Origin of the sequence: Streptomyces sp. NPDC090442, assembly GCF_044769405.1 — a bacterium.
Classification (GTDB): Bacteria; Actinomycetota; Actinomycetes; order Streptomycetales; family Streptomycetaceae; genus Streptomyces.
Map to the genome: position 1 here is coordinate 1 of NZ_JBIVXW010000052.1, position 24062 is coordinate 24062.

The following is a 24062-nucleotide window of genomic DNA, read 5'->3' on the forward strand; positions in this document are numbered from 1 at the left end:
GGCGGTGATATGCGCGAAGCGCGCCCGGCCCTGGCCGGGCGCGCTTCGCGCATATCACCGCCGAGGGCCCCGGAGCATGTTTTGGGGTAGAGCTCCGGGGGTGCGGTGGCGGGGTGGGTGATGCTGAGGGGCCAACCGTCCAGGACTGGTTAGCTAGATCGGGTGTAGCGCAGGACCAGAACCGCGTGAGCCAGGCGGGTCAGCTTCTGCCGAAATTCGCCGAGTGACCGGGTATCGAGGATTCTTACGGCTTCCTCCTGTGCCAGCGCGGACTTCCGCTGCTCCGAGAGCTGTTTGAACTCCTCGTCGTCCCCCGCGCGCAGGCGCCGCAGCACCCCCTTTCCGTCGCTCAGTTCACGCAGTGCATCGAGAATGGCTTTCGCGTCCGGCGGAAGTGTGCCACCGTCGCGCTTGAGAAGCTCATCGGCCGCGCCAGCCATGCGATTGACGTACTTCGAGCTCTGGTAGAGGGCCTTGCCCAGGTCTTCTCCGTAGTGGTGCAGGTCCTTGAGGGCATCGCCGAACTGCTCGTTGAACGACTGTCCGTAATCCGATCCGACCAGGTCGTCAGCGGTGATCCTCTTGGCCTGCAGACGATGAACGATGTCGAAGACCGGTCCGGCCGCGTGGTACGCCTCCATGGCGTAGACCTGGGCGCGGGCGTTGAGTTCGGCGACGCTCGGCTTGGAACGCCAGCCCGCGCCACCGGGGCCGGACTCGTGGGCGAGGAAGGAGCGCGCCAGGTTCTGAGCGCCGCGCATGTGGATGGCGTAGAGCACGTTCCGGGCCCGCATGACGGCGTTCTCGTCGTGCTCCTCCAGGTACCCGACGAGTTGCTCGTCGCCCATGGTTGCATCTGCGGCACCGTATCCCCACATGCGCAGGACCCGCGCCACATCGCGGACGTACGCACAGTAGAGCCGGTCTCCCGAGCGGAAGAGGGACTCCGTCTGGTGTGCCTGCAGGAACCGGTCGGCTGCCTTCCGGCCCGCACCGCTCTGCGGGGCCATGACAGCATCGGCAACGTCCCGCGAGAAGGCCTGCCATGCCTCCTCCGGCATGAAGCGCCGGATTTTGGCGAGTGAAGCAACTTCCTGGACGCGCTGCCAGCTGGGGACGGAGGTGGGGCGACCGCCGCGCATCTGCCATGAGACGTCGTCCGTCATGAGGTTGCTCTTCGGCGGCTCGACCAGGTCGACGTAAACATTCGTGTCGAAGGTGACGCCGGATTCGGTGCCCCACACCTCGCGCATGATCCTATTGAATTCGGCTAGGACCCACCAGGTCCCTTGGCCGCCGAGGACGGCGACGTCGTAGTCGGAGGTTTCGTTGACGCTGCCCGGAGCCGCGGTGCGGGCTCCTTCGTAGTCCTGCAGGAGTGCCTTGAGGACTGTGTCGACGTACTCCCGTCGGAACGCGGCGAGTTGCAGCATCGGTGCTCCTGGGCGGCCCACATAGGCCGCCTTCGCACTGACCCAATTGTTGCCTATGTCACTCAGCATGCGTAGCTCGTTCCCGTGGCTCGCCGCCCAGCGGGTCAATTGCGCATGCTCTGCTGCACGCGGCCCTTGGCGGGCGGCGCTACCGGACACGCGGCCGCCCCGACTGTCCCGGGACACGGGGGCTGGTGTCTGACGCAGGGGGGATCTGGCCATGTTCTCGTATATCACCTGGCTGCCTAGCCTCCTTAAGAAGTGCGGATCGGGGATTTGCTGGACCGGTGGAACGGGATCATCAGATGGCTCCCAGATCGAGGCCGGCGTCGTAGGTGCCGGGCGGGATGTGGAGGGTGGTGGTGTCGTAGTCGCCGAACCTGAGGACGTCGTCGCGGCGGTGCGGGCTGATCGGGGCGAGGTCCTCGGCCCGGATGGCCCAGCCGTCGGCGGCCATGGTCTGCAGGGTGTGCGTCATGTCGACGGCCGTGGAGAAGATCACCGAACTGGCCACGAGATCGAGGAACTGGACGGCCTTCTCCTGCAGTTCGGGGTCGCGGGAGCGCAGGTAGCCGTGGGAGCCGAAGTGGAGCCACTTGGTGTAGCCGTTGTACGCCTCGGCCTTGTTCGTCGCCCGCGCGATCTGCTCCCGTAGCACCGGATCGGAGAGATACCGGAGCAGCACGATCGTGCGGACGGCGCGGCCGACCTCGCGGAAGGCCTTGTAGACCTGGTTCTTGTGGGACTTGTCGTTCAGTCGGCGCAGCAGCGTCACCGAGGAGACGGTGCCCTCCCTCACCGACAGCGCCACCCGCATCAGGGTCGGCCAGCCCGCGCGGCACCCCGGCGCACTCGCCAACGTGCACCATGGCCTGGGCCGGGACCTCCTCCAAATCCGGGAAGTAGCCCATCCGCCCGCACGACTTCAGCCACACCAACAACGCCAGCATCCGCTCCGGCTGACGATGCGTAGGCTCCCCAGCCCACGCGGGATCGTCCTCAGACGGCGTGAAACACCCGTCCAACTCCCGCTGCGATATCAGACGGCCGAACTGCGGATACGCCGTACGCTCCACCGACGCCACCAGCCACACCGCCCATCCGCGACAATTCATCCAGACAGACGCACCCTAAAGCACCACCCTAGGACAAACAGCGCCTGTCGGCCATCATCCACCGTGTCGCCACACAGGGTACCGAAGCCTTCGGAACGTCACGAAGCGGACCCTTTCTCTCGTATCACCTCCGCCCCTCTTCCGGTGCACCACTTCTCCGGTGACGGAGTGGTGGTCGAGGACGAGATCACGGCCGCCCCGGACACCGTGAAGCTGTGCTCCGCGGCTTTCGAAGAAGTCTGGGAGCGAGCGATCCCGCACCACCTGTACGAGATCTGACAAAGGTCAACCTCATGCCCCCATACCCCTCTTCGCGTGTCCAGCGGGCCCGTGAAGAACTCGCCGACCGCCTGCGTGCGATTCGAAAGGACGCGGGGATCAGTGGGCGGGAACTGGCGGCCAGACGTGGCTGGTCGGAGTCGAAGTCGTCTCGGATCGAAAACGCCAAGACGCCTCCCTCCGACCAGGACATCAGAGCGTGGTGCCGAGTCTGCGCTGCCAATGACCAGGTGCCTGACTTGATCGCAGCAAACAGGCAGTCCGCCGATGCTCATGTGCAGTGGAGGCAACTTCAGCGGACAGGGCTCCGTCGCCTGCAAGAGTCCACAGGGGGCCTGTACCAACAAACCAAGACCTTCCGCGTCTACGTGTCCGACGTGATCCCGACGTTCCTTCAGACGCCCGGATACGCCACTGCTTTGCTGTCGTCCATCGCAGACTTCCGGGAACGCCGGACGATGTGAGCGATGCTGTGGCAGCCCGCATCAAGCGCAACGTGGTGCTGAGCAATGGCGCGCACCGGTTCTCCTTCGTGCTGGAGGAGTCGGTGTTGCGGTACCGGCTGTGCAGCGTCGAGACCATGGCGGCGCAGCTTGGTCACTTGCTCGGGGTTATGGATCTCCACAACGTCGCCGTGGACGTCATCCCGTTCTCGGCACAGCGAACCGCGTGGCCCATGCCGACCTTCACGATCTTCGATGATTCCAGGGTGCACGCGGACACGCTGGATGCCGCATCGACACGTACGGAGCCGAGCCAGGTCGAGCTGTACGCCCGAGCCTTTGAGCGGCTCTCGCAGGGAGCAGCACGGGGAGCTGCGGCACGTTCGCTCATAGCGGGTGCGTTGGCGGCCCTGGACTGAAATGGCATGGTTTTCCGTCGACAGGGCCGCTGTGTTGCTGGAAGCAGGGCCGGTTGGCCACGTGACCAACGGATGACCAACTGCGGCCCGAAACGGCCCGCAACGGGGGCGCATGGCCAATGGCGGCGGTCAACTCTGCGCCGTTTCATGGGTATTGCCGCAGGTAAGCTAACCAGTGGATTGGTGTCCGAGGAGAGGGTGCCGGTCTCTTCTCGGAGATCGCCCGCAATGAGGGCGTCGCTGCTCATGGACTCGGCCGGCCCGCTCAAGCCGCACGGGCGCCCATTCCATCAACCTTTGACACCGGGAACCCTCCTTTCGTCACCCCTTTTCGCCCTGACCTGGTGGTCATGATGGTGCGGCGCCCGTCCCTGTCCGGCGGGCGCTCCGTTTCATAGGGGAAAGAGGCGCCATGTTGCGCGGACGCCGTGCTGTCTTCGTCCTGGCCGCGGCCGGGGCCGCCATTGTTGCCACCGGTGTAGTGGGTACCACTCCCGTACAGGCACTGACCTCCGGTGCCCCACCGCATGACGAGGTGGTTTCCGTGAGTGCCACGGACCGGCACCCGCAGGACGTGACTCAACTCGTACGGTTCGCCGCGCAGCGCCTGCTGACGGCTGATCAGGTCGCTGCCTCCAAGTGGCTGTCGGGCGCTCCCATCGAGGACCCCGATCGGGAGCGGCAGGTCCTTGAGGCGATGGATGCGGAGGCGGTGCGGCTCGGCATCGATCGGGCCACGGTCCAGCGCGTCTTCCGGGACCAGATCGAGGCCAACAAGTACGTGCAGCATGCCCTGCACGACCGCTGGAGCGCCCATCCTGCTGAGGCTCCCAGTACGGCGCCGGACCTCGGAGTCGTCCGTGAGGAGATCAACCGGCTCAACGCGGCGCTGCTGCTTGCGATCCGCGACGCGGAGCCCCGGCTGGCCGGACCCCACTGCGTGCTCTACCGCAAGCACGCCCGGGCGGCTGTGGCGCGCGAACTCCGCCTGGACCGCGTCCACTCCGAGGGCCTGCGGCGTGCCCTCGCCGACCTCTGCGCTGCCCGCCCCCGAGCAACCGACCTTGGTCAGGCCCTGCCGGACACCATGGCCCAGGTGATTGCCACAGACACCGAGGATCGATAGGCGCTCTCGCTGCCTGGCCTGCTCAGGCACTCTTCCCACCACTGTGATGGTGAAGTTGAGAGGGATTCCGATGTGGTCGAGGAAATCTGCTTGCGCCGCTCAAGACTGGAGTGCAATCCCAAGTGGAGGCCAGGCAGCGCGACTCCCACTCCATCGCTCGCCCGTTCTCCAATCGGCCTCGCCCGTGCTGCTCACGGCCACAGCTCCCACTCCCGTGCCGCGGCTTTGCGTCCGGGTGCGCGCGGGCGGTTGGGGCGGGCATAGGGGTTCGACGGATCCGCAGTCAGTAGGCTCGCGACGTCGCGGCGGGTGACGAGTTGGGGCATGAGCAAGTCGAGTCGGTCGGGATCGACGTCGTCGTCGACACTCACCCAGTGGGGCTCCGAACGCGCCACCTGTCAATTCCCGGGCCGTCTTGACCAGTTCCGCTACACCGTCACCCCAACTCACCGGGGAATTCAGTCTGACCGGCAGTACGACAAAATCTGGTGGCTGTCGACGGCTATCGGACCGCAGCCATGCCCACGATCGCCCCGGCCCACCACTATTCGTGCACCGGGGTCGCCGCGATAGCGATACAGGAAAACGAGACTGGGCTGGCTGTCGACTCCCTGTCCTGCGCGTATCGGGGTGACTTGCGAAAGTTATCTGGCTAGCGTGAAGAGTTATTTTCTTACTAGCTCGTTCGGTAGGGTGCTGGATTCGTCAACTGGCCCTATCTGTCGCGACGTTCGCGGCTCCGCTACAGTAACTCGGGGCATTCGACCCATCCCTGGTTGTGCTGTCTGTATGCATAGGGAGTGTCATGCAATCGGTTACTGGCCAGACGATCGGCGAGGACGCGAAGCAGCTGGTCGACGGGCTCGTGGAGGCGCTGTTCTTCACTCCGGAGGGGTATGAGAACCCGTACCCACTCACGGCCAGGATTCGCCAGCTATCCCCTGTTCATTACAGTTCGACGCTGGATATGTACACAGTTAGTTCTTATGAAGGTTGCGTGCGCGCATACGAGCGAGACATGCGCGTGGCAACCTTCGAGGAGCACGATAAGGAGCAGCCCGGTTGGCGTGATCGCCCCGGGCTGAGCTGGCTCTTTCGGTCCATGCTCATGAGCAATCCGCCCGAGCACACTCGACAGAGGCGGGCCGCCGTTCCGTTCTTCACCGGTAAGCGTGTCGCCGAGCTGAGCGCCGCGGTAGAGGGTGTTGTGGACCGGGCGCTGGACGCGTTGGCGGACGCGGGGTCGGATGGCAGTGCCGTCGACTTCCAGGAGTTTGTTGGTTTTGTGATTCCGTTGACGGTCTCCGGGCGCCTTTTGGGGGTGGCGGAGGAGGACCGTGCCAGGTTCCGGTGGATCGCCGAGGTGACGAGCGCCCTGACGGACCCCGTTCTGAGCCCGGAGGTCCTGGCCAAGGGGGACGAAGGGGTCATGGAGGGCATCGAGTACTTCCGGCGGGTCATCGATGACCGTCGGGCGCACCCGACGGAGGACATCCCCTCCATGCTGGTAGCGGGAGGGGAAGCGTCAGATGAGGATCTCGCTTTCCTCTTGGTGTTGATGTTCGGGGCCAGCTATGAGACGACCGCGTGCCTGTTGGGTAACGGGACCGCAGCGCTCCTTGGACATCCGCAGGAGCGCCGCAAGCTTCAGCAGGACCCGGGCCTCGCCGTGAACGCTGTGGAGGAGATGCTCCGTTGGGAGGCGCCCGCGCAACTCGGAGTTCGGTACACGACCACGGAGACGGAGATCTCCGGGACGGTGATCCCGCAGGGCGCGGGCATGATTCTGCTGCACGGCGCGGCCAACCGTGACCCTCTGCAGTTCGAGGCCCCGGACCGTTTCGATATTTCGCGCCGGGATGTCCGGCACTTGAGCTTCGGCGGTGGCATCCACCTGTGCCTGGGGGCGCACCTCGCGCGTCTGGAGGCCCGCCTGCTGTTCGAGCGGTTGCCGCGGCGGTTCCCGCGCCTGGCGCAGGCCGGGGCAGCGCAGCTCCGCAAGGCGCTCGACATCCGTGGGCCGCTGACCCTTCCTGTGACGGTGTGACGTGACCGAGGCCACGACAGTGCTTTTGACCGGCGCCTCCGGGGCCGTCGGCCAGGGGCTTCTGCCAGCCCTGCGCCGGCGCCACCACGTCATCGCGCTGACTCACTCCTCGCCGGTCGCCGACGTGGAGAACATCGCCGGCGAACTCGCGGATGACCGCTTCGGCTTGGACGCCGGAGCCTACCGGGCACTGGCGCGGCGAGTGGACACTGTCCTGCACTGCGCCGCGGTCACCCGGTTCGACGCTGCCCCTCAGTCCCTCCACAACGTGAATGTGCTCGGCACGCGGCGTGTGGCCCAGTTCGCGGCGGACGCCGGAAGCCGCCTGTTCTTCATGAGCAGCGCGTTCACAGCACGGGCCCACCTCGCGAGCGGCAGGGGCAACGGCGCTCCGGCCAACCACTATGTGCTGAGCAAGGTCGCCGCCGAGGAGGCGCTGGCCGAGAGCGGCGTGCCCGCAGTGGTTCTGCGTCCGTCGATCCTCCTTGGGGACTCCCGTACCGGCAGGATGTCCCAGACTCAGGGGGTCCATGTGGTGATCCGCTCGATGATGGAGCGCCGGATCGCCCTGCTCCCGCTGCACGGCGAGACGCCCTTCGACTTCATCGCCCAAGACGTGCTCGCGCAGGCCACTTTGGCGCTCATGGACTCCGGCAGGGCCACCGGGGAGTTCTGGCTGACCGCCGGCGAGGAATACGTATCGGTCGGGCAACTGGCGGAGCTGTGCCTGAAATACAGCACGGGCAGTGCCCGGAATCGGGTCGGGCCGCGACTGATTCCCCATCAGATGATGGAGCGCCTTATCCGGCCGGCGTTCGCCGATTCTCTCAGCGGCCGGGAGCTTCGCCGACTGGACCGGTTGCAGTTGCTCACGTCCATCTTCGACGTGGATACCCCTCTGCCCACAAGTTTCGGGACCACTCCGGAACTACCCGCGCTTGGTGCCGGGGACCTTCTCGCGGCACTTGAGGCCACGATCGCCCATCTCGCCGCCCCCCGCCAGCAGGTTGTGGCACCGTGACGGGACCCGCGCTCAACCTCGGTGACCGCAACCAGGTCCTGGCGGTCTATCGCCGCCACCTCAGCAAGGGCCGCGCGTCACTGGTCCAGTTGCTCGGAGCGCCCATGGAGGTCTCCTCCAGCGGTACCCGGGTCACGGACTCGCAAGGAATCGAGTACCTCAGCTGCGGCGGCTACGGGGTCTTCCTCCTCGGACACTGCCACCCGTCCGTTACGGATGCCGTAGTGCGGCAGGTCAGGCGGCACCCGCTGGCGACCAGGCTTCTGCTTGAGCCGTCGGCGGCGGGGGCCGCGACGGCCCTGGCACGGGTGACACCGGCTGGTCTCGACAGGGCACACTTCGTCAACTCCGGTGCGGAGGCTGTTGAAACCGCGCTGAAGCTCGCTCGCGCGCACGGCAAGCGCACGGTGATCACCACAGCGGGTGGCTACCACGGTAAGACCTTGGGAGCACTGAGCATCACCGCGAACCGGCTGTACCAGGTGCCGTTCGAACCACTGCTGCCTGATGTGCACGAGGTCCCCTACGGCGACGCCAGTGCGCTGGAGGCCGCGTTGGACGCCTGTCCCGAGTCGTGCGTCGTCCTGGAGCCCCTTCAGGGCGAGGCAGGCGTCGTCATCCCACCCGCGTGCTACCTGCGCGAAGTGCGACAACTGTGCTCCCGCTACGGCGCCTTCATGATCCTCGACGAGGTGCAGACCGGCCTGGGCCGCACCGGTCGCTGGTGGGCGGCGCAGCGTGAGGACGTCGTTCCGGACATGCTCCTGGTCGGCAAGGGCCTGTCGGGCGGGGTCGTCCCCGTTGCTGCTCTCACGACCACCACGGAGCTGTACAAGCCCTTCAGCAGCGACCCCTACCTCCACACCTCCACCTTCGGTGGCTCGCCCATCGCCATGGCCGCCGCGCAGGCCACCATCGAGGTCATCGAGTCCGAAGGGATCGTCGAGCTGACCCGCGAACTGGGCACCGATCTCCTCCGGCAACTCCGCTCGATCGCAGCTCGTTGCCCAGGCAATGCCATCACCGAGATTCGTGGCTCCGGACTGCTGATCGGTATCGAGTTCCGCGACTCGGGCAGTGCAACGGAGTTCCTGCTCGGCATGGTCCAACAGCGGGTCCTGGTCAACCACTGCCTCAACTCGCAACGCGTCGTACGCCTGACGCCCCCGGCCAGCCTCTCGCGCGACGACGTCAGCTGGCTCCTCGACGCCTTCGAGAAAGCAGTGCTCTCCACCACCGATCGCATCTGATCAGCGAAGGAGGCACCCAGTGCCATCCGTCACCATCCGCGCCACGTTGCCCGATGCCACTCCCGACGCCACCTTGGAGACGCTCCGGGACTTCGCGTCCTTCCCGGACCACGCCGCCGTCGTCCACGAGGTGCGGGTCACCGAGGACGCTCTCGGCAGCTTCTCCAGCTGGAGCGTCGAATTCCGAGGTGGACTGCTGCTCTGGACCCAACGCGACAGCATCGACCGCGCCAGCCGCACCCTCTCCTTCGAGCAGACCGAAGGAGACTTCGAACAATTCAACGGGGCATGGCGGGTGCACCCCGATGGAGACGCCACCGGTATTGAGTTCACCGCGCACTTCGACTTCGGCATGCCGAGCCTGAGTGCCGTCGTCGACCCCCTGGCGCGGATCGTGCTCGTCGACGCCATCCGGTCGGTCTTGCACGGCATGTTCGGCGCATCACTGAGCCTGCACGATGCCTCCCCCACTCCCGCCGGGGTGGCAGCCACCTGACCCCGAACTCGTCGCATCCAGGCCCAAAGCGGCCGCCGTCAACGCGACGGCCGACGGGATGTCGCCGAGAGGCGACCGAACCATTCCTCTTTTTCCCACCGCGTAAGGACCGCGAACATGGCTGACGTCACTGTCATCGGAACCGGATACATGGGCACCGCCCTCGCCGAGGCGATGATCAAGCACGGGCTCAAGGTGAACGTATGGAACCGCACGCAGTCGAAGATCGCAGGGTTCGTGGACAGCGGCCACGCCATCGACAGTCTCGACGAGGCCGTCCGTTCCGCTCCCGTCCTCATCCTGTGCCTGCCTGACTACCCCACGACCCGGCAGGTCCTCTCCCCGGTGATGGACTCCCTCGACGGAACCGTGCTCGTACAGACTGGCGCCGGCACCCCGGACGAGGCCCGCGCACTGCAGCAGTGGATCGCCGAGAAGAACCCTGACGCCCGCTACCTGGAGTGCAGTCTTCTGTGCTACCCCCGCCACATCGGAACGGAGTTGAGTGCCGTCCTCTGGTCAGGCGCCCCGCAGGACCGGGCCGCCACCGAGGAGATCGCCAAGGCGTGGGGGAACACCCACGACTACCTCGGTCCCGACATCGCCGCCGCGAACGCCTACGAGACGTCGCTGCTCGCTCTCTACTACGGGACTTTGCGCGGTGCCATCGAGTCCGTTCACATGGCCAGGGCCGAGTCACTGCCCATGCCGGACTTCAGCCAGGCACTGATCCGTCTCATCCCGACCCTCGCGGACGCCCTCGAACGAGCCCTGACCAGCGTGTCCACCGGAAACTACAGCACTGAGGACGCAACCCTCGGCACACACCTCTCCGCCATGGAGGGAGCCACCCGTGCCGCCCAGGCAGCGGGCCTGCCCAACCCCATCACCTTCCAGCTGGCCGAGTACCTCAAGCGGTGCATCGCCAAGGGCCGCATCGACGACGACATCATGTCCGCCGTAGAGGAGCTCTGACAGGCAGCCGCCTGAAGGCCGATGAAGAACTCGGTTTGCTCTGGGTTGCCGCCGGCAGGCGGCAGCCGGGATCTGCCGGGTGGTGTCATCGTGCACGAGCCCCAGGTTGATCAGGGGGCCGTGGGTTGAAGGCGGTGCGCACGTTTCTGATGCAACACCCTGTCGGCTGGGGCTGAGTGGGGCGCCCGCCTGCGTCAACTCGCCCTCGGTGGATGGCCGTCGAGGGCAACGCGGATGTGCGCCGCAACAGGGTGCACCGTGCCGGCTGCGATCCGGCCCGCGCCAGCGTCGATCTGATCGGCGCATGTCTGTGTGCCAATCTGTTCACGGGTACTGCCTGACATTTTCCTACTCCGCACGCTCGTGCACTGTCCGAGCGACGCTGTCCTTCGAAGGCGCAAAACCCGGAGCACTGTGGCGTTCTTGTTGCGTTGCGACGAGGGCAATGATTCTCGCGGCGGTACATCTCTCAGGGGGTACGTGTGCGGGTTGCTTCGTACGGCGCGGAAAGCTGAAAGCCTGGACGGCCTTGATGCACACTGCGGCGTGAGCCACGGCCCTCTGTGTAACTCCTGGTGCAACGCGTTTACTTGGGATAGGTCTCCACCATCGGGGCGTGGTTGTACCAGGAGCAGATGACCGAGACTTCCTCGCCGTTCCTGCTGAAGGTCACCCGGATCCAGTGGGGGTCGTGCCACTGCTGCATTCGCCAGCCGGTGACGGGCGTGGCCGAGATCAGGGTGGCGGAGCTGGTTCCCATGTCGAAGGCGACCTGGCCGCCCTTGACCTGTACCGCCTGGGCCTTGCCGTTTGGGGGTGGGGTGGGTGAGGAGGGCGGGGTTGCGGGTGCGGTGGTGTCTCCGTCTGTGGTGTTGGAGGACGCGCTGTTGTCCGTGGTGGGGGAGGGGCTGCCGGCGCCGCGGGCTCCTGGTGCGCCGGACCGTCCTGAAGGCGGCGGAGTGGTGGCGGGTGGTGCTACCGAGGAGGGAGGTGCCGGTCGGGAGGGGACGGGCTCGGCGCCGTCCGCATCCGTCTTGCCGGAGAGCTTGAGGAGGCTCGGGGGATCGTAGACGGTGCCCGACAGGGCGGAATGGATGCCCCACCACGAAAGTGCGGCGGCTGTCCCCGTGGCCAGCAGCCACGCCAATCCGCCGACGAAGCGTCGTCCCATTCCGGCACGATAGCGAGACTGTTGACGCGAGTGTTCAACAGGGCTGCATTGTGCCGGTTTTTGTCGACCTTCTTTGACTGAACTCCCGTTGTGGTCATCCTTAGTTGATGGTTCGGTCTGACGCGTGTTTGTGCTGGTTAAGGATGCGTAGAGTTCCGGTTATGGCAAGTGTGCTTGTGGTCGAGGACGATCCTTTCGTTCGCTCAGCTCTTATTCGACACCTGAACGAGGAGGCGCACGCCGTCCGCAGTGTCGGCACGGCACTTGACGCGCTGCGTGAGGTGACGTCGAACGACTTCGACGTCGTCGTTCTCGATCTGGGCCTGCCCGACTTGGACGGCTCCCAGGCGCTGAAGATGCTGCGCGGCATCAGTGATGTGCCGGTCATCATCGCCACCGCCCGCGATGACGAGGCGGAGATCGTCCGGCTGCTCAACGGTGGCGCCGACGACTACCTGACCAAGCCGTTCTCCGTGGAGCAGCTCTCTGCGCGGATGGCTGCCGTGCTACGTCGTGCGCGGGGTCATCGCGGCTCCGGCTTCTCCGATGTCGACTCGGCTCTCGTCCGGGCGGGTGGGCTGGTCATCGATGTTCAGCGCAGGCGGGCGGAGTTGGACGGTGTCGCCCTGGAGCTGACCCGGCGGGAGTTCGACCTGCTGACCTACCTGGCCCAGCGGCCCGGCGTCGTCGTCCCCCGCAAGGTGTTGCTGTCGGAGGTGTGGCAACAGGCGTACGGGGACGATCAGACCGTCGACGTTCACTTGTCCTGGCTGCGGCGCAAGTTGGGCGAGAAGGCGTCCAACCCCCGCTACTTGCACACCCTTCGTGGCGTGGGCGTCAAACTGCAGGCGCCTGAAGGGGGCGGGGAGCCCTTGGTGGCACAGCACGCATGAGGTGGGCGCTGGTACGGATCTGCCTGGCCGCTACGGTGATGGTGGTGGCTTCGGTCGCCGTTCCGCTGGGGTTCGTGGAAGAGAAACCTCGACGCGAATTCGTGCGCCGGCGAGCCGGACGACGTTCGCCCGTCGCACCGCCCCACAACGTGATGTGCCGGTAACCCGGGGGACGGACAGGACCATCCCCTGGGCGCGGGTTTCCCAGGGGATGGCACGGACAGTCAGCGGAACAGGCGGAAGAACCCGCGCACCTGCTTGACCAGCGACTCCGGCTGCTCCAGCGCGGCGAAGTGGCCGCCATGGGGCAGCTCCTCGAACCAGCGCAGGTCGGTGAACCGCAGCTCGGCCTCCCGCCTCGACGGGCGGGTGATGTCGCGCGGGTAGACCGACAGCCCGGACGGCGCGGTCACCTTGTCCCGGAAGTTGGCGAAGCTCTCCCAGTACAGGCGCGCCGACGACGTGGCCGACGCGGTGAACCAATAGACCGAGATCTCGTCGAGGATCGTCTGCCGCGACAACGCGTCCTCGGGATGGCCGTCGTTGTCCGTCCACGCCCAGAACTTCTCGGCGATCCAAGCGGCCTGTCCCGCCGGGGAGTCGGTGAGGCCGTAGCCGAGGGTCTGCGGCCGGGTCGCCTGGATCGCCGAGTACCCCCGGCCGGTGCGCTGCATCTCCTGCTCGGCCGCGAGATTCGCCAGCTCCGTGGGCGTCGGGTCGTCGAAGGTGCCCGCCGCCACGGATCCCAGGTTCAGGTGCACGCCGGCGACCCGCTCGGGTGCCACCTCGCCCAGCGCGCCGGACACCGCCGAACCCCAGTCACCGCCCTGCGCGCCGTACCGTTCGTAGCCCAGCGAGACCATCAACGCGTCCCAGGCACGCGCGGTGCGAGTGATGCCCCACCCGGTCGTCGACGGCTTGTCACTCCAGCCGTACCCGGGCAACGACGGCGCGACCACGTGGAACGCGTCCGCCGGGTCACCGCCGTGCGCGCGCGGGTCGGTGAGCGGACCGAGGACCTCCAGGAATTCGAGCACCGAACCCGGCCACCCGTGCGTGAGCACGAGCGGGAACGCGTCCGGCTCCGGCGAGCGGACGTGCAGGAAGTGGATGCCCAGCCCGTCGATCGTGTCGCGGTACTGCGGGAACACGTTCAGCCGCTCGGCGAACCCGAAGTCGTAGTCCTCGGCCCAGCTGCGGCAGAGCTCCTGCGCATACGTCAGCGGCAGACCCTGTGACCAGTCGTCCACCGGCTCGCGCTCGGGCCACCGTGTCCGTCGCAATCGTTCACGCAGGTCCGCGATCTCGGCTTCGGTGATGCTGACCTCGAATGGTTCGGCGGACATGACAAGGCTCCTTACTGGTCAAGGCGATATCGGATCAGATGCAGGTGGACCGTCATCGTGGGCTACCACGCGTGGCGTCGGGTTGGCGGCGGCGGTCGGCGGTAGGGCGCCGGGTCAGGCTGAGGACGAGTCCGGCCAGGGGGAGTGCCGCGAGCACGGCGAGGGCCACCGGCGCCGGCACGATGCCGGACAGACCCGCGACAGCGGCCGGACCGATCCCGCCACCCAGGGCGTTCATGAAGTTGAGCAGGCCCTGTGCGGTGTCGCGGTCGTCCGCGGCGACCAGGTCCGGCGCGAGGTTCACCAGTACGGCTTGGGCGCCCGCGAACCCGCACACGGTCAACGCCGTGCCGACGACGATGGGGATCGGCCCGGTGAAGACCGCGACCACGAGCACGCCGACGACGGTGAGTGCCGCAAGCCCGGCCGACACCTGCCAGCCGGTGAACCGGTCGGTCAAGATGCCGACCAGCCGCCCGGCCAGCACCGAGCAGGCGGCGGCCGGGGCCAGGAGCACGCCGGCTTCCAGGGGGCCACCGCCCGTGGCCTGCTCGATCAGGGACGGGGCGCGGAACAGCACCCCGTAGTAGCCGGCGAAGACGGTCCCGCCGATGAGCCCGGCCGCCAGGAAGCCGCGGGATGCGATCACCCGCCGAGGCACGAACCCGTCGGGCGTGCTGCGCACGCGCCACCACAGCCCCACGGCGGCCAGCGCCCCGGCGGCAGCCACGAGGAGCGTGACCGGAGCGGGCAGGCCGACCGAGTGCGCCTGCAGCAACGTGATCAAGGAGCCGGCGAGTACCGACAGCATGGCCGCGCCGACGATGTCGAGTCGCCCGGTCGAGCCGTTTCGCTCGCCGCTACCGCTCCGCGTCAGCGCGCGCCTACTCGGTAATGCGGCCAGCAGGAGGGGCAGCGCGAGGACCGGGATCGCGAGCACGGCGCGCCACCCGAGCCATGCGGTCACCGCCCCGCCCAGCAGTGTCCCGCACCCCGACGCCGTCGCGCTGGCGGCCGCGATGATTCCCAGGGCGCGGATCCGTTGCCGCCCGGGAAGGGCGGTGGCCGCGGCAAAGACGGCGATCACGGTCGCGCCCGCCCCGGCGCCGCCGATCAGTCGGCCGACGATCACGACGGACAGTGTCGGCCCGGCTCCGGCGAGCGCGGAGCCCGCGGCGAGCGCCACGACCCCGGCGACGAGGACCTGGAAGGGGCTCCAGCGGACCAACAGCCGGCCCGCGACCGGCATCGCGAGCGCGGAGGTCAGCGACCACGCGGCGAGAATCCATGCGGTGCCCCCGAACGGCACCGCGAGTGCGCGGCCGATGGCCGGCAGGGCCACCGACGGCGCTCCCAGTGCCACGTACATCGGCAGCACCAGCATCCCCAAAGTCAGCCCCAGTCGACGGCCGTCCGGGGCGTCGGTTCGCTCCGGTGCCGGGGCCCCTCCAGGCGGGATCGTCTGCGGCGTCGCCCCCTGCCGGGTATGTTGTGACATGCTAAACCTCCTTTGGGTGTAACGTTACGGAGCAGTGAGGAGACACGTCAAATGCGAGATGCGTATTACAGCCCCTTGGTGGTCCAGACGGCCGTGGACCTGGCCAACACCTTGAGGCCGATCAAGGGCGAGGACGCGCTTGAGACCGTGGAGCAGCTCCGAGACTTCCTTGACGACCATCCCGCGGCTGAGCCTCCGAGTTCGGTCGCGAACCAAGGGACCGGTCCGCGGCATCTCACCCGCGCCGACCTGGCGGAAGTCCGCGCGTTGCGTGAGACGGTGCGCGAGGTGCTCGAACGGGCGAACGCGGACGCGGACGGAGCTGCTGCTCTGATCAACGACGGTCTGCGTCGCAGCCGCGCCACCCCGGTACTGCGCCACGAGGACGACCGCTGGTGGACCGAGGTGACCTCCGACACCGACCGCTGCTCGGCTCACCTTGCCGCGACGACGCTCAGCGCACTGGCCTCCGTGATCGCCAGACTCGGTCCCGCTCGTCTCGGCGTATGTGCCGGGCCGACCTGCCGGGCCACTTTCGTGGACCTCTCGCGCAACGGCTCGAAGGAGTACTGCACTCGAACCTGCGCACACCGGGCCAGCGTCGCGGCCTACCGGAGTCGGCGCAGCCCGCGTTGAGCGCCGGCACCTGACCCTGCCAGGCCGGCTCCGGGGTTTCGTCCGAGCCCGCGGGCGCGGGCGAAGTCCGCTTCTGCCTGACGGCGGTGAGCCGGGTCGTCGAGTGTGGCGGCTGTTTCAGGGGCCAGGTCGTGGCGTGCGGCGAGGGTGGTGGCGGTGCTGGGGTCGGTCAGGCTCATGTCGTTGTGGTAGACGGCGTGGCTCATCTCGTGGGCGAAGTCGAGTGCTTTGTGGGGGGCTTGGGTGCGCAGGGCCGCGAGGCCGGTGGCGGCGTCGCGGGAGTCCATGACGAAGTCGCCCTGTTCGAGGAGGCCAAGGAAGGTGGGGCCGAAGACGGCGCCGGTGGCCTGGGTGACGTGATGGCGCGCGGTGGGGATACGCGCGGTGGGGATATGGGTGTGCTCGCGGAGAGGGACACGGCGGTTGCCGGTGAACAGGCCGCCGGATATGCGCGTTGATGCCTAGATGGGGCCGTTGGATCAGGGCGCGTTGCAGGTGGGGGTGAATCCGTAGCACCAGCCGCAGTAGGCGTCGAACGCGTAGATCAGGTGAGGGTGGGCGGGGCTCGTTGCGGTGGTCTCCCAATAGGGCTCCGGGGCCCGGGGGAAGATCGGGCCCCGGAACCGGGGTCGGTGGGCTGCGTCAGGCGGTGGTCAGCTGCTGCTGGAGTTGGAGGAGTTCCTCGACATGGCGGATCTCGGTGATCTTGCTGTCGGTGATGCGCATGAGATCGGTGCCGGTGAAGGACACTGGGCGTCCGGTGGCGGGGGTGCCGAACCAGTCGCCGGTGTGGGTGGCGGTCATGCGCCAGTGGCTGACCACCCAGCCGTTCCCGGTCTCCGCCTGGTAGATCACCTCGTGGCGGGTGGCGGTGAATCCGTCGCGGACCGCGGCCACCAGGATGCGCATGCCGTCGATGCCCGAGGCAGCTCCCGGGACCGGGTTGTGGTCGACGAGGTCGGGCGAGAGGACCTCATCGAGGCCGGAGACGTTGCCGGTGTCGAAGAGTTGGTAGACACGGGCGGCAATCGCGCACGGGTCGGTGTTGGTGTTGGTGTTCATGGAGGTTTCTCCTCGGCTGGTGGCTGGATGCGATACCCGCAGGCGTGTGGGCCGCGGCAAGGCCCGCACTTGGCTGTACGGGCCGGACATCCGCATACTTTCTGAAGGGAACCAGTGTCTTCAAAGAGCTATAGTTCCCTCATGGAAACCATCAAGGTCAGCGCAGGTACGTCGTTGCCGACTCGCGGGGACCTGCGGAACCCTGACTGTCCGAGCCGCGAGGCACTCGACCGGATCGGCAGCAAATGGAGCATCCTGATCGTCCTCACGCTCGCCCGGGGAACGCACCGCTTCTCCGCCCTGCGCGACAGCCTGGGCGGCATCACCGCCAAAGTGCTCACCGCCAACCTCCGCAGCCTCGAACACGACGGCCTGGTCGCTCGCACCGTCTACGCCGAAGTCCCCCCGCGCACGGAGTACACGCTCACACCTCTGGGCGCCACGCTGATCGAGCCGTTCACCGCGATCAGGGAGTGGGCCGAGACCCACACCGCCGAGATCCACCGCAACCGCACCACGCACGCCGACCGCACCGGATGACATCACCCTCTGCCGCGCACGCCCCCTGCGACCGATGCTGGATCAGGTCGTCACGAGCCTCGGCTTCCGAGATCCCGCGCCGCCTACTCGAAGGGGCGTACAGCAGGCGGCGGGCGAGTTCGGTGTACTCCTCGCGCGTACCCGATTTCGTTCTCGGTGCGCACGAGCGGCTCGGCGACGCGTACGTCTGCGGCGTCCACTGGTTCCTGACTGGTCGTCATGGTCCGGCTCATGTCGCAAGACGGCAGTCCGGGGTTCTTGAACGACCCAGGTTTTGAAGGGTTTTTGAAGGCCCCCGACGGGGCGGTCAACCCTTCGGGAGGGATCTTCAGCAGACGAAGGTCATGTGAAGGCTGGTACGCGGTCCGGCTCGCCGGTAGTCGTAGCCGGTTGGGACCCCCGCGAGCCGGCGAGTCCGCAGACCCCAACCAGTGAGTGTGTCTGCTTCAGGGAGGGGTTGTGCTCCCCGCGGCGACTCCGCCGATGAGGGCCGCGGGCGCGGGCAGCCATCGGCCAGTCTTGCCGGCGCGGTTACGCGGCAGCGCTGCGCTGGCCTGCCTGGTGAGGGGCGGAAGGAGTAGGCCGGCCAGGCCAAGGGAGAGCACTTCAAACCCCGGGCGCGCTGCGATGTATCCGACAGCGGTTCCCGCCAGGGCCGATGTCAGCCAGCCGAGGGGGAGTTGCTCGCCCAACCTGGGCCACCTGTCGTGATCGGTGCGTTCGGAGATGGGGCGGCTCGATCGGACAGCCAAGTACGCACCGATCGCGGTGAGTTGGGCCAGTGGCAAGATCGAGAAGAGCGGCACACTTCCTCCTCGGTCCAGTGGAACGGGGCTAGAACTTGCACTGGGACTGGTCGCCCAGTCCAGTCTCGTCCCGGGCGTTGGTCACGTCCGCCTCGCTCGTGTCCTGGTCCGGAGAGCCGGTGCGCGGCAGCTGCTTCCGTTCACGTGCGGACAGTCCGCCCCACACGCCGTGCCGTACTTCGTTGCGCAGCGCGTAGTCCAGACATGCCTCGATGAGCGGGCAGGGGACGCACGCCGCCTTCGCCCGGTCGCTGGTGCGTTCCAGCGGGGGGAAGAACACTTCGGGGTCGACGTGGGTGCACCGGGCGCCTTCCCAGCCCACCACTTCGATCCGCTGGTCCTTGGCGAGGGCCGGACGCCTGATGGGGGTCGGCCGTTCCGACATGGTGCCTCCTGGTCTGGCTAGGAGTGGGACTGGTTCCTGCGCGCGGGCCTCAAAGGGGTGTCTGCCGCCCGTCGTCGCCCGCGCAGTCGTTGGTCAGGCCGACCGTGTAGGCGACGACCGCGGCCTGGGTGCGGTTCTCCAGGCCGAGCTTGGACAGGGTGCGGGACACATACGTCTTGACGCTGGCCCCGGAGAGGTGGAGTTGCCTGGAGATCTGCTCATTGGTCATGCCCATCCCGACCAGGGCAAGGACCTTGCGCTCGCTGTCGCTGAGCGCCGCGACCTTCACGTCGATGCCGTGCACCCGCACCGGCATCCGTCGCGCAGCCCGGCGGACCAGGTTCTGCAGCACGTCCCGGGCGAACACTCGGCCGCCTGACATGACCACGTGCAGGGCCGAGAACAACTCCTCTGCCCTGAGGTCCTTCAGCAGGAATCCGTGGGCGCCGGCGCTCAGGGCTTCGAAGACCTGCTCGTCGGTGTTGTAGGTGCTCAGCACCAACACCCGGGGTGGTTCCGGCAGTTCCAGCAGCTTGCGGGTGGCGGCGATCCCGTCGATGTTGGGCATGCGCAGGTCCACCAACGCGATGTCCGGTTGGTGGGTGCGTGCCTGGCTGAGGGCGTCGGCGCCGTCCACGGCCTCGGCGACGACCTCGAAGTCGTCCGAGGTCTCCAGCATCATGCGCAGGCCGGAACGGATGATGGCCTGGTCGTCGACGATCGCCACGCGGATGGTCATGAGTTGTGCTCCCTCTCGATGTTGCGGCTGTCCGGTGGCAGTGCCATCACGGCTTCGATGCGGTATCCGCCGTCCGCTGTCGACCCGGCACCGAATGTTCCGCCACCTGCCTCGACCACACTCCGCATGCTCTGCAGCCCCAGTCCTCCGGAGCCGCCCACCGGCTTCAACCGCTGCACGGGGCGGCCGTTGTGGATGGTCAGCGTCACCGAGCGCGGCGCGAAGGCCAGGCTGATGCGGACCGGGGCGCCGGGTGCGTGCTTGGCGGCGTTGGTGAGCGCCTCGCGGCTGACCCGGTACAGCAGTGACTCGGTGCCGGCGTCGAGCGGGCGCACGGTGCCCTCGACCGAGTAGGCGGCCTGGATGCCCACCGCACGCATGTTGCGGGCCAGCGCCTCAAGGAACTCGTGGCAGCTGGCGTACGCGCAGGTCTCGTCGTCCGCCTGCCCGTCCTCGTCGCGCAGAACCGCGATGACCCGGCGCAACTCCTGCATGACGGTGATGGCGCCGTCCTGGATGTCCTGGAACGCCTTGGTGGCCTGAGGCGGCAGGCCGGGCTGCCGTTCGGCGGTGGAGGCCCGCAGCACCAGCAACGTGGCGTGGTGCCCGACGGTGTCGTGGATCTCGAACGCCAGCCGGGTCCGCCTCTCCAGCATGACGAACCGCGCCGCGTGCTCGGTGGCGGCCTCCGCGTGCGAGAGCTGCTCCTGCAACTGCTCCTTGAGCTCGCGCTGGCGTCGCACCATCCGCCCGTAGAAGGCCGGCAGCACCGTGTAGAGGACCACCATGTACGTGCCCCAGACCGGATCGCTGATGACTTCCCCGGTGAGCAGCCTCGCCAGGACGTACGCCAGCGCGCCGCCGCCCGTGACGAGGGCGCGCGCCCCACGGCCGTAGAGACCGACGGCGTACGACGCGGCGATCAGCGCGGTGGCCTCGTCGGAGGCGAAGGTGGCCAAGGCCGCCACCGCCACGCACAGTTCGGGGTGGTTGCGGCGCCACAGCAGGCTTGCGGCCGCGGCCAGCGCGCACAGCGCGCTCAGTAGATAGGAATGGGTGAAGCCGGTGTCGTGGCTGGTGCTCAGCAACACCACGCTGGTCAGGCCGACCAGCAGCGCCAACGTCACGTCCTGGACGAGGTCGGAGCACCGGCCGGCTCCGAGGAGGTAGCCGATCCGTCGAGGGATCATCGCCCGCACGTCCGCGGCCATCACGGCCTCGTCTCGGTACGGGACGGAAGGGCCGCTGGCAGGGGCGGGGTCATGCGTGGGTGGCGCAGCAGGAATCTACTCATCGGTCCAAACGCGGGTCGGACGACGGCTGGGGGACCGCGTCGGTGGGTGGAGACGACCGCCGTGCGCCGAGCCGGGTGGTTCGGGCGGGTGGCAATGCGGGGCGCATTGGATCTCCAGGGGCGGGAGGGGGCCCGCCTGGGCAGGCTTCGGCGCACGGTGGGGTGCCGAAGACTGCGTCGTTGATGCAACGGTTTCGTGCCCAAGGTGAGTTCCACGTCATAGGTGGATGCCTGCCGAGCACCTCCGGTGCGTGGGCACCATGCCGCGTTCAGGTGCCTCGGTAACAGGGTCGCGGCCGGTCGCCAGCGGGCGATCCGGGCGAAGGAGGTCAGGGAGCTGCCGTTGGAGGACAAGTCCCTCCTCCGTCGTTGGTGGCGGCCCGGCCGGATGCGTCGGTCTGCCCGGGGCGGCGCTTCGCCTGCGGGGCGAGGGAGCGTGCGGGATCGTGCTCGTCGACCGGTGCCTGGATCATGGAGGAGCCGGTCCGGCGGGTGCCGGCGCTCTGCTCGATGGTGCTGAATTCCTCGGCCTGGGCCAGCGCGTCCTTGGTGCGGAGACCGGCGTATCCGAGGGCGGCCGGCGGCGGTACGAGGGCGACGGTCAGCATGCGGGCGGGTACGCGAAGCCGACTGCGGCCGGGGATCCGGGTGCCGGCAGTGGCATGGACTCTGGAACCACTACCGCGCCGGCTCCGCTGCGGCCCGACAGGCGGGGGAGCTGCGTCTGGGTTCACGGAGGGGCCTGTTCTCGAAAAGCTGGTTCGGCGCCACGCTGGACAGGGGGGTGCACCGGCCTGTTCAGCGTATGTAGCTTCAGGGGGACCTCGCCCTGACCAAAGTGTGAACGTCGTCGGCCAAAAGTTGATTCTGGATCTCTTTCAGTGCTGGGACCGCGGAGGGGCGCTGAATCCGCGATCATGAACGGCCTTGTGTGGTGAGGGGGCTCGTTTGCGGAGCGGGTCGCAGTTGGCGCGGCCGGGCACCTGCTGTTCCAGCGTCTTGATCTTGTTGTCCTGGCCTTCGACTGTGCCGGAGCTGTGGCGGAGGTTGGGGGGCGGCGACGGGGTCGGGGGCACCGCTGAGGCCGGTGATTTGACGGTGGTCACTCACAACGCCAGCGGTCACGGCCCACCAGTACGGTGCGGTAGTTGATCGCTCGACGACACCCGGCCCATCGTCACGGTGATCGCCAGGCGCACGCCGAGCCCTTCCGCCGGCTGGGCGCGGCGAGCGCTTCGGGTGCCTTGGTGGCTGGGGCGCCCATGCCGGCGCCGATAGTTCTCCCCGTCGTGGCATGCCTGAGAGCGGGAAGGAAAAGGTTCCGGGGCAGCCGATCGTTCGGGCGCCCCGGAACGCGTCATCTCAGGTCGGGTTCAGCCGGTGTACTTGGCGAATTCCCTGCTGAATGCCAGCGGTTGCTGAAGGAGCGAGCTGCAGGTCGCATCGGCCCACTGGGTCTGTCCCTGTGGGCACTGCTTGTCCCGGGTGCCGGACCACATGGACAGTCCGCCGAGCTGCTTTTCCTTGGCGAACTCCACCAGCTTCTTGGCGTCCGCGAGCGTGAAGACCTCGCCCTGTACGTCGTTCTGGCCGATCATCGGCGTGACCACCAGCCGCTTCCATGCCTGAGCGTCGGTCAGGCCGAAGAGGCTCTTGAGCGTGGCCTGGGTGCCCTTCGCCGCGCTGATGGCGTAGTCGCCCATATTGCCGGTGTAGGCGGGGCCGTAGTCCATCGCCATGATGTTCACGGTCGCGGTGGTGAGGCCGTTGCTCTTGGCGTTCTTGAGGAATTCCTGGCCGTTGTGGTCCAGGCCCTCCGTCGTCACCGGCAGCGTGAGACTGATGTCCAACTTCTTGCCCTTGTCGGCCGCCTTCTTCTGCAGGATGCCGATGGCTTGCGCGCGGCGGGTGTTCGACGCCTGGTCGGCGATGGCGCCGCCCTCGATGTCGAAGTCGACCTTGGTGAGCGCATAGGTGTCGATGACCTTCTGGTAGGCGTCGGCCAGCGCGGTGGCGCTGGTGCACGCCTGGCCGAGTTCCATGCCGTTGGCGCCGCCGAACGAGACCCGTACGTCGCCGCCCGTGGTGCGGAACGTGGCGATCTGCTGGGTGACCGGGTTGCTGTTGAGATCGGTGACGCCGCCCCACTTGGGAATACAGGAGCCGCCTGCGGAGACCACGAACGCCAGGTTGAACTCCTTGGCGCCGGTGGCCTTGGCGGTGGCCGACAGGTCGAAGGGCGGGTAGAGCTGGGTGTCGACGTACGGGGCGAAGGGGGCGCTTGTGCCGGTGCCCGGCGGTGGGGTGGTGGGGGGCGTCGGATCAGTGGACGGGTCCTGGCCGCCGGGCGGCGAGGAGGGGGAGGCAGGTGCGGACGGAGTGGCGGGAGAGGACGGGGAAGTCGAAGGGGTCGGTCGGCTCGGCGGCTGGCTGGTAGGCGAGCACTGCTCACCGTTGATCAGGCAGTTGGACGGGGTGCTGTTCGCGCCCCTGCCGTGCTCCGCGCTGAAGCCGATGGTCAGCTTCTGGCCCGGCTGGATCTTCTCGTTCCAGCTCTCCGGGGTCACCACCACATGACGGCCGTTGACGGTGTGCTTCCCGTTCCACAGGGAGTTGACGGTGGTGCCGTCCGGGAGGTCGAATTCGAGCTTCCAACCGGCGTGCTCGCCTCCAGCGGTGTTCGAGATCTCGTAAACGCCGGTGTAACCGGTCTCCCATGTCGAGGACTTGGAGAATTCCGCGCTCACCGTGGTGGCGTGCGCGGACGCGGGCAGCAGCAGAGCTATGCCGCCGACCGCCACGGCGGTCACCGAAGCGGTGACGACCTTGGTTCTACGGGAGACTTTGCGTCGATGGGTAGTGGGCGGGGAGGGATGCGACATGAATGTGCTCCTCGATCAATCGGTAACGGATGTTCGAGGAGCGAAACTATGTAGCCAAAGGTGGAGCTGCCTATCTCTATAGGGAAAGCCTTGACCAGCAACGCGCCGCGAGTGAAGTGGAATTGAGGGTGTCTTCGGAAGCGCGTGAAGAGGGCGAAGGGGGTGAAGGGGCGAAGAGAGTGAGCGGAAGGCGGTGCGGGGGCAGC

At 67.6% G+C, this 24062-nt stretch carries 24 protein-coding genes and 2 pseudogenes; 12 read left to right on the plus strand and 14 right to left on the minus strand.

The window, feature by feature from the left end; genetic code table 11:
* Nucleotides 1–149: 149 nt before the first annotated feature.
* From ACIQU6_RS30205 to ACIQU6_RS30215, 3 genes and pseudogenes are all read right to left on the minus strand, one after another.
* Entirely contained in the window at nucleotides 150–1433 is a 1284-nt protein-coding gene (locus tag ACIQU6_RS30205; RefSeq protein WP_403484872.1) for a hypothetical protein, read from the minus strand.
* Between the two features lie 301 nt (nucleotides 1434–1734).
* Nucleotides 1735–2292: a Tn3 family transposase gene (locus ACIQU6_RS30210; protein WP_403484873.1), complete on the minus strand. Its 558-nt coding sequence runs from the start codon at nucleotides 2290–2292 to the stop codon at nucleotides 1735–1737.
* Nucleotides 2282–2548, minus strand: a pseudogene (locus tag ACIQU6_RS30215) (DUF4158 domain-containing protein); the annotation flags it as partial. The pseudogene ACIQU6_RS30215 and the gene ACIQU6_RS30210, both read right to left, overlap by 11 nt.
* A gap of 144 nt (nucleotides 2549–2692) precedes the next feature.
* Here ACIQU6_RS30215 and ACIQU6_RS30220 point away from each other — a divergent pair.
* From ACIQU6_RS30220 to ACIQU6_RS30230, 3 genes and pseudogenes are all read left to right on the plus strand, one after another.
* On the plus strand, nucleotides 2693–2827 hold the full coding sequence (locus ACIQU6_RS30220; RefSeq protein WP_403484874.1) for a DUF6879 family protein: 135 nt from the start codon (nucleotides 2693–2695) through the stop codon (nucleotides 2825–2827).
* A gap of 14 nt (nucleotides 2828–2841) precedes the next feature.
* A pseudogene (locus ACIQU6_RS30225) lies at nucleotides 2842–3689 on the plus strand (helix-turn-helix domain-containing protein).
* Between the two features lie 544 nt (nucleotides 3690–4233).
* On the plus strand, nucleotides 4234–4815 hold the full coding sequence (locus tag ACIQU6_RS30230; protein WP_403484875.1) for a chorismate mutase: 582 nt from the start codon (nucleotides 4234–4236) through the stop codon (nucleotides 4813–4815).
* A gap of 191 nt (nucleotides 4816–5006) precedes the next feature.
* On the opposite strand, the gene ACIQU6_RS30235 is transcribed toward ACIQU6_RS30230, so the two are convergent.
* Nucleotides 5007–5186: a hypothetical protein gene (locus ACIQU6_RS30235; RefSeq protein ID WP_403484876.1), complete on the minus strand. Its 180-nt coding sequence runs from the start codon at nucleotides 5184–5186 to the stop codon at nucleotides 5007–5009.
* 434 nt (nucleotides 5187–5620) lie between these two features.
* On the opposite strand from ACIQU6_RS30235, the gene ACIQU6_RS30240 reads away from it, so the two are divergent.
* The 6 genes from ACIQU6_RS30240 (at nucleotide 5621) to ACIQU6_RS30265 (ending at nucleotide 10945) form a co-directional block, all read left to right on the plus strand.
* On the plus strand, nucleotides 5621–6862 hold the full coding sequence (locus ACIQU6_RS30240) for a cytochrome P450 (RefSeq protein WP_403484877.1): 1242 nt from the start codon (nucleotides 5621–5623) through the stop codon (nucleotides 6860–6862).
* 1 nt (nucleotide 6863) lies between these two features.
* Nucleotides 6864–7883 (plus strand): SDR family oxidoreductase, encoded by a 1020-nt coding sequence (locus ACIQU6_RS30245; protein WP_403484878.1) that lies wholly within the window; start codon nucleotides 6864–6866, stop codon nucleotides 7881–7883.
* Nucleotides 7880–9133, plus strand: a complete 1254-nt coding sequence (locus ACIQU6_RS30250) for an aspartate aminotransferase family protein (protein ID WP_403484879.1) — start codon at nucleotides 7880–7882, stop codon at nucleotides 9131–9133. Before ACIQU6_RS30245 ends, ACIQU6_RS30250 begins: the two co-directional genes overlap by 4 nt.
* A 19-nt stretch (nucleotides 9134–9152) precedes the next feature.
* Nucleotides 9153–9629 (plus strand): type II toxin-antitoxin system RatA family toxin, encoded by a 477-nt coding sequence (locus tag ACIQU6_RS30255; protein WP_403484880.1) that lies wholly within the window; start codon nucleotides 9153–9155, stop codon nucleotides 9627–9629.
* Between the two features lie 15 nt (nucleotides 9630–9644).
* The gene (locus ACIQU6_RS30260; protein WP_403484929.1) at nucleotides 9645–10604 is read left to right on the plus strand and encodes an NAD(P)-dependent oxidoreductase; all 960 of its coding nucleotides are present in this window, start codon (nucleotides 9645–9647) and stop codon (nucleotides 10602–10604) included.
* 212 nt (nucleotides 10605–10816) lie between these two features.
* Nucleotides 10817–10945: a hypothetical protein gene (locus ACIQU6_RS30265; RefSeq protein ID WP_403484881.1), complete on the plus strand. Its 129-nt coding sequence runs from the start codon at nucleotides 10817–10819 to the stop codon at nucleotides 10943–10945.
* 245 nt (nucleotides 10946–11190) lie between these two features.
* Here ACIQU6_RS30265 and ACIQU6_RS30270 read toward each other — a convergent pair whose 3' ends face one another.
* Nucleotides 11191–11775, minus strand: a complete 585-nt coding sequence (locus ACIQU6_RS30270) for a hypothetical protein (protein WP_403484882.1) — start codon at nucleotides 11773–11775, stop codon at nucleotides 11191–11193.
* A gap of 161 nt (nucleotides 11776–11936) precedes the next feature.
* Between ACIQU6_RS30270 and ACIQU6_RS30275 the strand changes: the two genes are divergently transcribed.
* Entirely contained in the window at nucleotides 11937–12668 is a 732-nt protein-coding gene (locus tag ACIQU6_RS30275; RefSeq protein ID WP_403484883.1) for a response regulator transcription factor, read from the plus strand.
* Nucleotides 12669–12892: 224 nt separating this feature from the next.
* Here ACIQU6_RS30275 and ACIQU6_RS30280 read toward each other — a convergent pair whose 3' ends face one another.
* Nucleotides 12893–14014 (minus strand): epoxide hydrolase family protein, encoded by a 1122-nt coding sequence (locus tag ACIQU6_RS30280; protein ID WP_403484884.1) that lies wholly within the window; start codon nucleotides 14012–14014, stop codon nucleotides 12893–12895.
* A 52-nt stretch (nucleotides 14015–14066) separates the two neighbouring features.
* Nucleotides 14067–15512, minus strand: coding sequence for an MFS transporter (locus ACIQU6_RS30285; protein ID WP_403484885.1), 1446 nt, complete (start codon nucleotides 15510–15512; stop codon nucleotides 14067–14069).
* Between the two features lie 51 nt (nucleotides 15513–15563).
* Between ACIQU6_RS30285 and ACIQU6_RS30290 the strand changes: the two genes are divergently transcribed.
* Entirely contained in the window at nucleotides 15564–16148 is a 585-nt protein-coding gene (locus ACIQU6_RS30290) for a CGNR zinc finger domain-containing protein (protein WP_403484886.1), read from the plus strand.
* Here ACIQU6_RS30290 and ACIQU6_RS30295 read toward each other — a convergent pair.
* Both ACIQU6_RS30295 and ACIQU6_RS30300 read right to left on the minus strand, forming a co-directional pair.
* On the minus strand, nucleotides 16121–16435 hold the full coding sequence (locus ACIQU6_RS30295) for a hypothetical protein (protein WP_403484887.1): 315 nt from the start codon (nucleotides 16433–16435) through the stop codon (nucleotides 16121–16123). The two genes, ACIQU6_RS30290 and ACIQU6_RS30295, sit on opposite strands and share 28 nt — an antisense overlap.
* Before the next feature lie 355 nt (nucleotides 16436–16790).
* On the minus strand, nucleotides 16791–17210 hold the full coding sequence (locus ACIQU6_RS30300; protein WP_403484888.1) for an ester cyclase: 420 nt from the start codon (nucleotides 17208–17210) through the stop codon (nucleotides 16791–16793).
* A gap of 141 nt (nucleotides 17211–17351) precedes the next feature.
* On the opposite strand from ACIQU6_RS30300, the gene ACIQU6_RS30305 reads away from it, so the two are divergent.
* Nucleotides 17352–17750 (plus strand): winged helix-turn-helix transcriptional regulator, encoded by a 399-nt coding sequence (locus ACIQU6_RS30305; RefSeq protein WP_403484889.1) that lies wholly within the window; start codon nucleotides 17352–17354, stop codon nucleotides 17748–17750.
* Between the two features lie 834 nt (nucleotides 17751–18584).
* Here ACIQU6_RS30305 and ACIQU6_RS30310 read toward each other — a convergent pair.
* The 5 genes from ACIQU6_RS30310 to ACIQU6_RS30330 form a co-directional block, all read right to left on the minus strand.
* The gene (locus ACIQU6_RS30310; RefSeq protein ID WP_403484890.1) at nucleotides 18585–18941 is read right to left on the minus strand and encodes a WhiB family transcriptional regulator; all 357 of its coding nucleotides are present in this window, start codon (nucleotides 18939–18941) and stop codon (nucleotides 18585–18587) included.
* 49 nt (nucleotides 18942–18990) lie between these two features.
* Nucleotides 18991–19680 carry a response regulator gene (locus ACIQU6_RS30315; protein ID WP_403484891.1) on the minus strand — a complete coding sequence of 230 codons (690 nt, stop codon included), beginning with the start codon at nucleotides 19678–19680 and terminating at the stop codon, nucleotides 18991–18993.
* Complete coding sequence (locus tag ACIQU6_RS30320; RefSeq protein ID WP_403484892.1) at nucleotides 19677–20891, minus strand: sensor histidine kinase; 1215 nt, start codon at nucleotides 20889–20891, stop codon at nucleotides 19677–19679. The genes ACIQU6_RS30315 and ACIQU6_RS30320 overlap by 4 nt, the downstream gene beginning before the upstream one ends.
* A gap of 412 nt (nucleotides 20892–21303) precedes the next feature.
* Nucleotides 21304–21582, minus strand: a complete 279-nt coding sequence (locus tag ACIQU6_RS30325) for a hypothetical protein (RefSeq protein ID WP_403484893.1) — start codon at nucleotides 21580–21582, stop codon at nucleotides 21304–21306.
* Between the two features lie 765 nt (nucleotides 21583–22347).
* On the minus strand, nucleotides 22348–23856 hold the full coding sequence (locus ACIQU6_RS30330; protein ID WP_403484894.1) for a cellulose binding domain-containing protein: 1509 nt from the start codon (nucleotides 23854–23856) through the stop codon (nucleotides 22348–22350).
* Nucleotides 23857–24062: the final 206 nt, after the last annotated feature.